Origin of the sequence: Xanthomonas maliensis, assembly GCF_009192945.1 — a bacterium.
Classification (GTDB): Bacteria; Pseudomonadota; Gammaproteobacteria; order Xanthomonadales; family Xanthomonadaceae; genus Xanthomonas; species Xanthomonas maliensis.
In genome coordinates this window covers 73,904-86,503 of sequence record NZ_NSET01000019.1, presented here as the reverse complement: position 1 = coordinate 86,503, position 12,600 = coordinate 73,904, and the positions used below count along the sequence as shown (strand labels likewise).

General features: G+C 67.6%; 7 protein-coding genes. 6 read left to right on the top strand and 1 reads right to left on the bottom strand.

Features of this window, described 5'->3' with window-relative positions; all coding sequences use genetic code 11:
• Positions 1-53 precede the first annotated feature (53 nt).
• The 6 genes from CKY51_RS04955 to CKY51_RS04930 are packed head-to-tail and all read left to right on the top strand — an operon-like array spanning position 54 to position 10,423.
• Positions 54-1,523 carry an efflux transporter outer membrane subunit gene (locus CKY51_RS04955; RefSeq protein WP_022973988.1) on the top strand — a complete coding sequence of 490 codons (1,470 nt, stop codon included), beginning with the start codon at positions 54-56 and terminating at the stop codon, positions 1,521-1,523.
• Positions 1,524-1,544: 21 nt separating this feature from the next.
• Positions 1,545-2,366, top strand: coding sequence for a MipA/OmpV family protein (locus CKY51_RS04950; RefSeq protein ID WP_022973987.1), 822 nt, complete (start codon positions 1,545-1,547; stop codon positions 2,364-2,366).
• Between the two features lie 20 nt (positions 2,367-2,386).
• Complete coding sequence (locus tag CKY51_RS04945) at positions 2,387-3,496, top strand: efflux RND transporter periplasmic adaptor subunit (RefSeq protein WP_031340625.1); 1,110 nt, start codon at positions 2,387-2,389, stop codon at positions 3,494-3,496.
• Complete coding sequence (locus tag CKY51_RS04940; RefSeq protein WP_152248957.1) at positions 3,493-6,564, top strand: efflux RND transporter permease subunit; 3,072 nt, start codon at positions 3,493-3,495, stop codon at positions 6,562-6,564. Before CKY51_RS04945 ends, CKY51_RS04940 begins: the two co-directional genes overlap by 4 nt.
• Positions 6,561-8,543, top strand: coding sequence for an esterase/lipase family protein (locus CKY51_RS04935; protein ID WP_022973983.1), 1,983 nt, complete (start codon positions 6,561-6,563; stop codon positions 8,541-8,543). The genes CKY51_RS04940 and CKY51_RS04935 overlap by 4 nt, the downstream gene beginning before the upstream one ends.
• A 50-nt stretch (positions 8,544-8,593) precedes the next feature.
• Positions 8,594-10,423, top strand: coding sequence for an ABC transporter ATP-binding protein (locus CKY51_RS04930; RefSeq protein ID WP_022973982.1), 1,830 nt, complete (start codon positions 8,594-8,596; stop codon positions 10,421-10,423).
• 170 nt (positions 10,424-10,593) lie between these two features.
• Here CKY51_RS04930 and CKY51_RS04925 read toward each other — a convergent pair whose 3' ends face one another.
• Positions 10,594-12,402 (bottom strand): DUF885 domain-containing protein, encoded by a 1,809-nt coding sequence (locus CKY51_RS04925; protein ID WP_152248956.1) that lies wholly within the window; start codon positions 12,400-12,402, stop codon positions 10,594-10,596.
• Between the last annotated feature and the right edge of the window lie 198 nt (positions 12,403-12,600).

Genomic DNA, 12,600 nt, shown 5'->3' with positions numbered 1-12,600 from the left:
TGACGTTGCCGGTCGAGGATGTCGGTCGAGATTGGCTCAGGCATCCCGACATCATGATTCCACAGTTTGCAGTACCACGTTTCCTGCGACAGCCCGCTCCATTGGCGCTGCTGGTGTTGGCGGCACTGGCCGGCTGCTCGATGACCCCGACCTACCAGCGACCCACAACCTCCGTCCCTGCCAGTTTCGGCGCTTCCAGCGCTGCGGCCGCAGCTCCGGCCGATGAAGGCGGCGCTTCGGCCGTGGCCACGCTGACGACGCAGGAGCAGGCGTTCGTGCAGGCCTTTGCCCCGGATCGCGATCTGCGCCCCTTGCTGGAGCGCGCGCTGGCCCACAACGCCGACTTCCGCCGGGCGGCGCTGCAGGTGGAGCAGGCCCGTGCGCAGTACCGGATCGAACGCGCCGGCCAGTTGCCGACGCTCGGCCTGGGCGCCCAGCAACTGCGGCAGCGCTTCGACAATCCGGCGCTGGACCAGCGCTACCAGCAGGACCTGGTCGTCGCCAATGCCGGCATCGGCAACTTCGAACTGGACTTCTTCGGCAAGCTGCAGGCCTTGTCCGAGGCGGCACGTGAGCGCTACCTGGCCAGCGACTACGGACGCCAGGCCGCGCGCGGCGCGCTGATTGCCGAGGTGCTGCGGGCCTACACCAGCGAACGCACCACCGCGCAGGCGCAGCAGCAGTTGCAGACGCTCGACGCCGACAGCGCCGCCTTGCTGGCGATCGCCGAGCGCCAGTTGCAGGTCGGGCTGATCTCCCGCGACCAGTTGGATGCCCAGCGCCGCCAGGCCGACCAGGCGCACGTCGCCGCCCTGCAGGGCGATGCCGACCACGCCGCTGCGCTGCGCGCGCTGCACGTGCTGGCCGGTTACGACAGCGCGCCGGTGGCCGGTTCACTGGATGCGCTGGCCAGCGCCGATCGCCCGAGCAGCGCCTGGCGCAACCTGGACTCGTCGCTGCTGCTGCAGCGGCCCGACGTGCAGCAGGCCGAATCGGAGCTGCGCGCCGCCAACGCCGACATCGGCGCTGCGCGCGCGGCCTTCTTCCCGTCGATCACCTTGAGCAGCAGCTTCGGCACCGCCAGCGACGGCCTCAGCGGGCTGTTCACCGCCGGCCATGGCATGTGGAGCTTCATGCCCAAGCTCGAACTGCCGCTGTTCGATGGCGGCCGCAATCGCGCCAACCTGGAACTGGCGCAGCTGCGCAAGCGCGCCGACGTCGCCGCCTACGAGCAAACCATCGAAGCCGCCTTCCGCGAAGTGGCCGATGCGCTTGACGCCCACGCCACCGCCTGCGTAGCCGAGCCGCGTGCGCGTGCGCAGGCCGAGCGCGAACGCCTGCGGGTGCAACGCCTGCAACAACGCGTCGATGCCGGCCTGGAAGACCGCACGACCTTGCTGAGCGAGCGCCTGCGCGCCACCCAGTCCCAGCTGGATTACCTGACCAGCGCACGCCAGCGCGTGTACGGCCGGATCGCCTTGTTCCAGTCGTTCTACGGCGTCTCCCTGCCGACCCAGTCCTGATTCCCCCAACGAGTGCTTCCGATGACCATTTCCCGCTCCCGCCGTCTGATCCGTCCCTCCCTGCTGCTGGCCAGCCTGGCCTTGCCCTGCGTGGCCGCCGCGCAAACCGATGCGTCCGGGCAGTCCCGCCTGCTCGGCGACCACACCGACATCACTGTCGGCGCCGCGGCCGTCGCCGCACCGCGCTACGCCGGCGCCGAGCGCGCCCGTGTGCTTCCCAACCCGGTGCTGGTGGTACAGCGCGGGGTACTGTTCTTCGACGCCAGCCGCGGTGCCGGCTTGCAATACCAGAGCGATTCCGGCTTCTACGTTTCGCAGTCGCTGTATTACGACTTCGGCCGCCTGCAGCGCGACAGCAGCTGGCGACCGGGTTCGCGGCTGTTGGCCGGCATGGGCGACGTGCCCGGCTCCACCACCGCACGCACCCTGGTCATGCAACAGATCACGCCGTACCTGAGCGCAAACGCGGAGGCAGAGTTCAGCCTGAAGGACAGTGCACGCCGCAATCGCTATCGCGCCGGATTGGAATTCACGTTGCTGCACACCGCCAGCGACACGGTGACGCTGGACATGGACGTGCATGCCGGCGACCGCCGCTTCAACCAGGCCTACTTCGGCGTTACCGACGCACAGGCCGCAAACACGCGCTTTGCGCCGTTCCGCGCCGGCTCCGGCGTCTATGCCGGTGCCATCGGTGCCGGCTGGACGCATGCGCTCGGCGATCACTGGGCCAGCACCTTCAACGTGACCGGCACCCGCTACGTCGATCGCGCCGACGACAGCCCGTTGGTGGCGCGCCGCGCCTTCGTCAGCAGCACGCTGGCACTGACCTATAGCCGCTGAAACCGCAGGGGGAGACACCGATGAACAGGATGGGATGTGTGCTGGGCGGAGTGTTGGTTGTGCTGCTGGTCGCCGCCTGCAGCCGCACCGCCTCGCCGGTGGCCGACGTGCCACGGGCAGTGAAACTGGAACGCTTCGGTGCCTCGGCTGCTGCCGGCCTGCAGCTGCCGGCTCAGGTGCGGCAGGCGCAACGCGCCGAGCTCGCCTTCGAAAGCGGCGGCCGCATCGCCGAGTTGCTGGTGGACGTGGGCGATCGCGTGCAACGCGGTCAGGTGTTGGCGCGCCTGGATCCGGAGCCACTGCAGCTGCGCGCGCAGCAGGCCGACGCCAGCGTGCGCGCGGCGCTGGCGCAAGTGGGCGAGCGGCAATTGCAGCTGCGCCAGCAACAGGCGATGTTCGCCGATGGCGCGGCGTCGCAGGCAAGCCTGACCGCCGCGCAGGCCGCCGCTGATGCAGCACAGGCGCAGTTGCGCAGTGCGCAGGCGGATCTGGCACTGGCGCGTCGGGCCGGACGCCTGGGCGAGCTGCGTGCGCCATTCGATGGCAGCGTCGTGGCGCGTCTGCAGCAGCCGCAAGCCGAGGTCGCTGCAGGCCAGCCGGTGTTGCAGCTGGACGGGCAGGGGCAGCTGCAGCTGCTCGCCAACCTGCCGGCCGACACCGCCGCCACGTTGACCAGCGGGCAGACCTTGCAGGGGACGCTGGAGGGCGCGACGGCGGGGGCGGTGAGCCTGCGTGTGCGCAGCGTCGCCACGCGTCTGGACAACGGCGCCACCGTGCCGGCGATCCTGGACATCGTGTCGGCCAACGCTGCATCGCCGCGTAGCGGTGACAGCGTGCTGCTGCAGCTGCCGGCACCATCGGGCGCGGCCCTGCCGAGCGTGCCGCTGACGGCGGTGCTGCCACGTCTGAATCGCCGCAACGCCAGCGTCTTCGTCTACCAGGCGGCGCGCGGCGTGGTCGTCGAACGGGCGGTCGAGCTGGGTGCGATTGCCGGTGAACGTATCCAGATCCTGCGTGGGCTCAAGGCCGGCGAACAAGTGGTCTGCGCAGGCGTCGGGTTCCTGAGCGACGGCCAGGCCGCGACTCCGTTCCAGACACAGACCCGACTGAGCGGAGCACGGCTGCCATGAAATTGACCGATTGGGCATTGCGATCGAGCCGGCTGACGCTGTTTGCCGCGCTCTTGATTCTGGTTGGCGGTGTGGTGGCCTTCCTGGGCTTTCCTTCGCAGGAAGAACCCTCGGTCACGATCCGCGACGTGCTGGTCTCGGTGGCCTATCCGGGTATGCCGAGCGAGCGGGTGGAAGAACTGCTGGCACGTCCTACCGAGGAACGTTTGCGTGAGCTGGCGGGCATCAAGCGCATCGTCACCACGGTGCGCCCGGGCAGCGCGATCCTGCAGTTGACCGCCTACGACGACGTCAAGGACCTGGGCGCGCTGTGGCAACAGGTGCGCGCCAAGGCGGGCGAGGCGGGCGCACAGTTGCCGGCCGGCACGCTGGGTCCGCTGGTGGACGATGATTTCGGGCGCGTGTCGGTGGCCTCGATCGCGGTGACTGCGCCAGGCTTTTCGATGAGTGAGATGCGCGGCCCGCTGCGGCGCATGCGCGAGCAGCTGTACACCGTGCCCGGCGTCGCCAAGGTGTCGCTGTACGGATTGCAGGAAGACCGCGTCTACGTTTCCTTCGACCGTGCGCGCCTGCTCGCCACCGGCCTCAGCCCGGCCAGCGTGGCGGCGCAGTTGCGTGCACAGAACGTGGTCGACCCGGGCGGCCAGGTCGCGGTGGGCGGACTGGCGCTGACGGTGGACACCTCGGGCGAGGTGCGCACGCCCGATCAGCTGCGTCGGCTGCTGTTGACCCTGCCCACTGCCGCCGCCAATGGCCCGCGCGAAGTGGCGCTGGGCGAGATCGCCAAGGTCGATGTGCTGCCGGCCGATCCGCCGGACAGCGCAGCGTTCTATCAGGGGCAAGCGGCCGTGGTGCTGTCGGTGTCGATGAAGCCCGGCAGCAATGTCGCTGCGTTCGGCAAGGCGTTGCGCGCCAAGTTGGGCGAGACCGCGCAGCTGTTGCCGGCCGGCTTCTCGCAACACGAAGTGAGTTTTCAGGCCGACGTGGTCGAGCGCGAAATGGGCAAGATGCATCACGTCATGGGCGAGACCATCGTGATCGTCATGGCGGTGGTGATGCTGTTCCTGGGATGGCGCACCGGATTGATCGTCGGCGCGATCGTGCCGTTGACCATCCTCGGTGCGCTGATCGTCATGCGTGCGCTGGACGTGGAGCTGCAGACCGTCTCGATCGCCGCCATCATCCTGGCGCTGGGCCTGCTGGTGGACAACGGCATCGTCATCGCCGAGGACATCGAGCGCCGCTTGATGGCAGGCGAGGAGCGTCGCCAGGCCTGCATCGAGGCCGGCCGCAGCCTGGCCATCCCGCTGCTCACGTCCTCGTTGGTGATCGTGCTGGCGTTCTCGCCGTTCTTCTTTGGTCAGACCAGTACCAACGAGTATCTGCGCTCGCTGGCCATCGTGCTGGGCGTGACTCTGTTGGGTTCATGGCTGTTGAGCATCACCGTCACTCCGCTGCTGTGCATGTATTTCGCCAAGGCCCATGCCGAGACCCACGCCGCGCAGGGCGAGTCGCGTTTCTATCGTGGCTACCGCCGCCTGATCGAACGCTTGCTGCAGCACAAGCTGATCTTCATCGCGACCATGTCGTTGCTGCTGGCGGGGGCGGTCACGGTGTTGGCCAGCATTCCCTACGACTTCCTGCCCAAGTCCGACCGCCTGCAGTTCCAGATGCCGGTGACGCTGGAGCCGGGCAGCGATGCACGCGAGACCTTGCACACCGTGCAGGCGCTCAGCCGGTGGCTGGCCGATCGGCGCGCCAATCCCGAGGTGGTCAACAGCATTGGCTACGTGGCCGATGGTGGCCCGCGCATCGTGCTGGGACTCAACCCGCCGCTGCCTGCCGCCAATAGTGCTTACTTCACCGTCGGCGTGCGGCCGGACACCGATATCGATGCGGTCATCGCCCGCGTGCGCGCCTATGTGCGTGGCCACTATCCCAGCGTCCGTGCCGAACCCAAGCGCTTCTCGCTCGGTGCGACCGAAGCCGGCATGGCGGTCTATCGGGTGGTCGGGCCGGACGAGGCCGTGCTGCGCAGCAGTGCGGCGTTCATCGCCAAGGCCCTGCGCGCGCTACCGGGCACGGTGGACGTGCAGGACGACTGGCAGATGCGGATCCCACGCTATGTGGTGCGGCTGGACCAGCTCAAGGCGCGGCGTGCTGGCATCACCAGCCAGGACGTGGCCCAGGCGTTGCAGCTGCGCTACAGCGGCATGGATGCGTCGCTGATCCGCGACGACGGCAGCAGCGCGCCGATCGTGTTGCGCGGCAGCGCGGCCGAGCGTGCGGCAGGCGGCAGTCCGGCCGACACCCTGGTCTATCCGCAGTCCGGCGGTGCGCCGCTACCGCTGGCAGCGATTGCCACGCTCGAGCGCGACAGCGAACCGTCGGCGATCATGCGGCGCAACCTGAGCCGCGCGATCACCGTGACCGCGCACAATCCGCACCTGACCGCCAGCGAGATCGTCGATCAGCTGAGCGGACCGTTGGCCGCGCTCAAGCTGCCGCCGGGCTATCGCCTGGAGATCGGCGGCGAGATCGAGGACTCGGCCGAAGCCAATCAGGCGTTGCTGCAATACATGCCGCATGCGCTGGGCGCGATCCTGCTGCTGTTCGTGTGGCAGTTCAACTCCTTCCGCAAGGTGTTGATCGTGTTGTCGGCGGTGCCGTTCGTGCTGATCGGCGCGGCACTGGCCTTGTTGGTCACCGGCTATCCATTCGGCTTCATGGCGACCTTCGGCTTGCTGGCGTTGGCAGGCATCATCGTCAACAACGCGGTACTGCTGCTGGAACGCATCGATGCCGAACTGGCCGCCGGCTTGCCGCGGCGCGAGGCGGTCGTGGCGGCAGCGGTCAAGCGGCTGCGGCCGATCGTGATGACCAAGCTCACCTGCATCGTCGGGTTGGTTCCGTTGATGCTGTTCGCCGGTCCGTTGTGGACAGGTATGGCCATCACCATGATCGGCGGGCTGGCGCTGGGCACACTGGTGACGCTGGGGCTGATCCCGATCCTGTACGACCTGCTGTTCGGGATGCGCGTTCCCGCGCGCACGGAGGCCACCGCATGAGGCGGCGTGACCTATGCGCGCTGCTCTGCCTGTTCGCCGGCATGGCCAGCAGCGGTTGCGCGATGGTCACGGTCACCCCGCTGTCGCCAACGGCCTATCGACAGAGCTTGCGCGACGACGCCTTGCACAATGGCCGGCTTGGCCAGGCGACGGTGGAGAGTCTGCAGGTGCTGGGCATCGACCGCGCCAGGTGCGAGCGCGATTCCGCTGCGTGCGTGCAGCGCTTGTTGGACAGCACGGGGCTGACCCAGGAGCAGCGCCTGTCGGCGGCGGCAGAACTCGCGTTGCTGCAGGCCTTGAAGGCCAGCGCCGGCAGCGGCGCTGGCGGGTCGGATGCCGCACTGGATGCCTGGTTGCGTAGCGCGCGCTACGCCTACGCCTATCTGTTCTTCAGCGAGCGCGCGCCCAACGAGCGCGCCTTCGAGGATCGGCAGACGCAGATACGCGACTACTACAACTACGCCACCGAGCGGATCGTTGCCGCAGTGTTCCAGCGCTTGCCCACGCGCGCCGCCGGCCTGGGCGGTGCCGCCGCGTTACCGGCACCGGCGCCATGGCGGATCACCTTGCAGACTGCCGCGCTGGGGCCACCGGCGCAGTTGCCCAAGCCGCAGGCCCTGCTGCCGGCGACCAGCCTGCGGTTCGGCGGGCTGCGCAACGTCTATCGCCGCGATGGCTTCGGCACTGCAATGGTCGCGGTGCTGCCGCCGACATCGGCCATCGTGCCGCCTGCCGCGACCGCGGAGATGGCCGACAGCGCGGATATCGTGCCGGGAACGGTCGTGGACATGCAGACGCCCAACGTCACCGTCGTGCTGCGCTTCCACGGCGACCGTCTGGCCGATGTCCTCGGCAGCGCCGAGGTGACGCTGGAAGCGCTCGATCCCCTGCACGACGTCAGCGCGCGCTTCGGTGCCTACCAGGTGCCGTTGGCGGGCAACTTCACTGCCGGCTATGGCGTCTGGCTGGCGCGTGCCGGCTTCGCCCAGCGGAGCGTGCAGAACTTCTTCGATCTGGGGCAGGGCAGTCACGGGCCGCAGGTGTTCATGCTGCAGCCCTACGATCCGAATCGCCGTGTGCTCTTGCTGCTGCATGGCCTGGTCAGCAGTCCCGATGCTTGGGTCAATGTGGCCAACGAGATCCTCGGCGATGCCGCATTGCGGGCGCGCTACCAGATCTGGTTGGCGTACTACCCGACCAACCTGCCGTTGCCCTATACCCATCTCGCCCTGCGGCGCACGATCGAGCAGGCGCTGCGGCGGTTCGATCCCGCTGGCACCCATGCCGCATCGCATGACATGGTGCTGGTCGGGCACAGCATGGGCGGCATACTGGCGCGGCTGATGGTGTCCTCCAGTCACGGCGATGCGCTCTGGCAGCGGTTGTTCGGCGACCTGCCGGCCGGCAGCGCAGAGGCCGCACTGGTCCGGCGCAAGTTGGGTCCCTTGCTTGAATTCGAGCCAATGCCGGCAGTGGGGCGGGCGGTGTTCATCGCCGCGCCGCAACGCGGGACGCCGGTGGCCAATGGTGCCTTGGTCGGCATGCTGCGCGCGCTGATCGAGCTGCCGGCGGCCTTGCGGCAGCGCTACGCCGATGTCGCCGCGCTGGCCGGCGCGCGTCCTGGTCGGCTGCCGACCAGCCTGGACAATCTGCGCGACACCGATCCGTTCATCCAGGCCGCGGCCGCTCTCAGCATTCAGCCGGCCGTACCGTTTCATTCGATCATCGCGCGCCGTAACGCGCGGGGGCCGCTGGCCGACGCCAGCGATGGGTTGGTGCCCTACCGCAGCGCGCATCTGGAGGGTGCGCAGTCCGAGACGGTGATCGTCGCCGGCCACAGCGTGCAGGAACGGCCTGCGGCGATCCTGGAATTGCGGCGCATCCTGCGCTTGCATGTCGGTCTGCCGGATCTGGCCGGGACGCCAGCACCCGCGGGCATTGCCGCGCCGGCTGCCGGCGCAGCGGCGACGCAACCGTGAGTGCACACCCGATGGGCTAGCATGGCACACCGTTTCAGCATCGATGCGCCATGTTCCGCTGGTTCGAATCCCTGATCGATATCTTCCCGCCGATCGAGCGGCAGATGCCACCGCGTAGCGTCTGGCGCTTCTATCTGCATTACCTGCGGCCGCTGTGGCCGGTGCTGTTGGCCACGCTGCTGGCCGGGCTGCTGCTGGCGCTGGTGGAAGTGGCGATGTTCGACTTCCTGGGCCGCATCGTCGACATGCTGACCGAGCGGCCTGGGCCGGACTTCTTCGTGCGCCATGCCGGCGAGCTGCTGTGGATGGCGACCATCACCCTGGTGGCGCGACCGGCCTTCACCGGATTGCACAACCTGTTGGTCAACCAGGCGATCGTGCCCGGCTTGAGCAATCGCGCGCGTTGGCTGATGCACAACTACGTGGTGCGGCAAAGCCTGGGGTTCTTCAACAACGACTTCGCCGGGCGCATCGCCAATCGGGTGATGCAGACCGGCACTTCGCTGCGCGAATCGGCCGTGCAGATGGTCGATGCGCTGTGGTACATCGTGGTCTATACCGGCAGCGCGTTGTGGCTATTCGCCCAGGCCGACCCCTGGCTGATGGCGCCGTTGCTGTTGTGGCTGGTGGTCTACGTCAGCTTGATGGCCTACTTCGTGCCGCGCATGAAGACACGCGCCTGGATCGCCTCGGACGCGCGCTCGAAAGCCACCGGGCGGATCGTCGATGGCTATACCAACATCGCCACGCTCAAGCTGTTCTCGCATGCGCGCCGCGAAGAGGCGTATGTGCGCGACGCCATCGACGAACTGGCGGTCAAGCATCGGCGGCAGACGCGGGTGACCACGGCGATGGACACTGCCATCGCCATCGCCAACGGCTTTTTGATCGTGGGTACTTGCGCGCTGGCGCTGTGGCTGTGGAGCCGGGGGCAGATCAGCGTGGGGGCGATCACCCTGGCGACCGGATTGGTGATTCGCATCCACAACATGTCCGGCTGGATCATGTGGACGGTCAACGGCATCTTCGAGGACATCGGCACCGTGCAGGACGGCATGCAGACGATCTCGCAGCCGATCGTGGTGCAGGATGCTCCCGCGGCCATGCCGTTGCAGGTGCAGCAGGGCGAGGTCGTCTTCCAGGACATCCACTTTCACTACGGCAAGCGTGGCGGGGTGATCGCCGGCCTGGATCTGCGGGTGCGGCCTGGTGAGAAGATCGGCCTGGTCGGTCCCTCTGGCGCCGGCAAGTCGACCCTGGTCAACGTGATGCTGCGGCTGTACGACCTGGAAAGCGGCCGCATCCTGATCGACGGCCAGGATATCGCTCAGGTGACGCAAGAAAGCCTGCGGGGCCAGATCGGCCTGGTCACTCAGGACACCTCGTTGTTGCATCGCTCGATTCGCGACAACCTGCTGTACGGGCGGCCGGATGCCAGCCAGGCGCAGATGTTCGACGCGGTGCGCAAGGCACGCGCGGAGGATTTCATCGACGCGCTGGTGGATGGCGAAGGGCGGCGCGGTTTCGACGCACATGTCGGCGAGCGCGGCGTCAAGTTGTCCGGCGGCCAGCGCCAACGCATCGCCATCGCCCGCGTGCTGCTCAAGGATGCGCCGATCCTGGTGCTGGACGAGGCGACGTCGGCGCTGGATTCGGAAGTGGAGGCCGCGATCCAGGACAGCCTGGATGCCTTGATGGGCGGCAAGACGGTCATCGCCATTGCGCACCGACTCTCCACCATCGCGCGCATGGATCGCCTGGTGGTGATGGATGCCGGCCGCATCGTCGAAACCGGCACCCACGCCGAACTGATTGCCAGGAACGGCTTGTATGCCCGCCTGTGGGCGCGGCAGACCGGCGGCTTCGTCGCGGTGGAGTAGGGCCGACTCGGCGGCGGCAGCGCTGCACAAACGTTGCGTTATCGCAGGATGCACGACGCGCGCTGCCGACTGGCAAGCCCCTCACCCGAGGCTTGCCTCCACGTCGATCAGCGGCAGCGCTCTTGCGGGTCCCGAGTCCCGAGTCCCGGGTCCCGAGCCCCAACCCTCACCTACTCAATCGGCTGATCCAGCATCAACTCACGCACGAAGCGCACCGGCGGCGCACCATAGGACAGCACCTGGTCGTGATAGGCCTTCAGCTGGAACGCGTCCCCCAGCTTGTCCTGCACCGCCTTGCGCGTATCCAGATGTTCCTGCACGCCGACGAAATAGGTCGGCAACTGCGCCGAAGACAACTGCGCACGCACCCACTTGCCGGCTGCTTCGCTGTCCTGCTGGAAGGCGTCGTGGGTCATCAGGTGCATCGCCTTGTCGCGATCCCAGCCGTCCACATGCACGCCCTGATCGAGGATGGCATTGGCAATGGTGCGCAGGTAGAACTTCAGCTGCACCAGGTGGAACAGCGGGTCGTTATCCAGATATCCCTGCTCCTGCATCATGCGTTCGGTATACACCGCCCAGCCTTCGGCAAACATGCCCGAGCGCAGCACCGCGCGTAGCGTGGACGGGAACTTGGCCGAATGCCAGCCTTCCAGATAGTGACCCGGCGTGCCCTCGTGGATGCTGAGCAGGTGGATCATGCGGGTGTTGTATTCGCGCAGGAACGAGTCGACCTGCTGATCGTTCCAGTCGTCGGGAATCGGCGACACCGCATAGAAGGTCTTCAGGTTCTTGTCGAGCGGGCCCGGCGAATCGCAATACGCCACCGCCACGCCGCGCTGGAATTCCGGCATCAGGATGATGTCCACCGGCGCATCCGGCAGCGTCATCAAATCCTTCTGACGGACGAACTCGGTCGATTGCGCCAACGCGGCCTTGGCCTGCTCGACCACCTTGTCGCGTGCCGGCTTGTCGGCATACGCCAGCTCCAACGCCGCCTCGATCGCGGCCTGCTGCTGCGCATCGTTCGGCGAGGCGGGCAGTTTCGGTGCGCCCGGCTTGTCCTTCAGCACCGTGCGCGCGACGCCGTACATCTCGCTACGCACGCGCTTGAGTTCGGACTCGGCACGCTGCTTGATGTCGGCGCGCGACAGCGACGACAACAGTGCGAATTTCAGCTTTTGATCGTACTTTTCCGCACCGATGCGGAAGTCGCCCTTGGCATTGGGCACCAGCACGGTGTCCAGCCAGGTTTGTTGCTCGGCGACCGCCTTCTTGAGCGTGTCGATGGCGGCCTGCGCGCGCGCTGCTTCGATCGGCCCGAGCTGGCTGATATTGGGCGCAATCAAGGTGTCGACGATGCTGAGGATGCCCTTGTTTTGCTTGGCGACCGTCTCGGCGTGGATTTTCGGCACCCGCGCCGGATCGAGGTTCGCGCGCGCCTGCGCCAGCAGGGCAGGGATCTTCTCCATCCGCTGGGTCGCCGCGCTCAGCCGTTCCGGCAGCGGCGCGAATTCGCGTGCCATCAGGCCGTACAGCGCGCTGCCGGCCAGGCTGTTGTAGACCTGCGGATCCCAGGCCCAGCTCTGCAGCACCTCGCTGTTCCAGATCTCCGATTGCAGCTGGTTGCGCAGGATGGCGGCATCGACCTGATTCTCGCGCGAGAGTTTGGCGAGCTCGAGCTTGTCCAGTTCCGCCAGCAGTTGCTTGTTGGCTTGCAGGGCGGCCGCGCGTCCGGCTGGGCTGAGATCGTCGAGCTCGCTGTCGAAGCGATGATCGCCGGTCTGGGTGGCGGTCACCGGCGATAGCTGCATCCAGCGATCGAGCGCGCGCTTGGACAGCGCGGCAAAGCGCGCATCGGCGCTGTCGGCAGCGGTGGCTTGGGGCGCATCCGCAGGCGCAGCGGCGGTAGGAGGGGCGGAGGGTTGGCAGCCAGCCAGGCCGGCGAACAGGGCGAGGACGAGCAAACGATGACGCATCGAAACTCCCGGGGAGGCAAACCGACAGCATAGGCGGGCAGGCCGCGGGCTGCACCTTCGCCGGTCGCGGAGGTATCAATCGACCAGCATGACGTCGCCCACCGGCATCGCCCGCACGGCGGCATTGCGCTGGTCAGCGAGGGCCAGGATCTAAAACATCGGTCATGCGCATATGGGTGTCGGTGACCGCGGCCTGTC

Excerpts from the sequence above, each read along its gene's own strand:
- CKY51_RS04925 (WP_152248956.1), bottom strand. The coding sequence starts at position 12,402 with ATGCGTCATCGTTTGCTCGTCCTCGCCCTGTTCGCCGGCCTGGCTGGC.
- CKY51_RS04955 (WP_022973988.1), top strand. The coding sequence starts at position 54 with ATGATTCCACAGTTTGCAGTACCACGTTTCCTGCGACAGCCCGCTCCA.
- CKY51_RS04940 (WP_152248957.1), top strand. The coding sequence starts at position 3,493 with ATGAAATTGACCGATTGGGCATTGCGATCGAGCCGGCTGACGCTGTTT.
- CKY51_RS04950 (WP_022973987.1), top strand. The coding sequence starts at position 1,545 with ATGACCATTTCCCGCTCCCGCCGTCTGATCCGTCCCTCCCTGCTGCTG.
- CKY51_RS04935 (WP_022973983.1), top strand. The coding sequence starts at position 6,561 with ATGAGGCGGCGTGACCTATGCGCGCTGCTCTGCCTGTTCGCCGGCATG.
- CKY51_RS04930 (WP_022973982.1), top strand. The coding sequence starts at position 8,594 with ATGTTCCGCTGGTTCGAATCCCTGATCGATATCTTCCCGCCGATCGAG.
- CKY51_RS04945 (WP_031340625.1), top strand. The coding sequence starts at position 2,387 with ATGAACAGGATGGGATGTGTGCTGGGCGGAGTGTTGGTTGTGCTGCTG.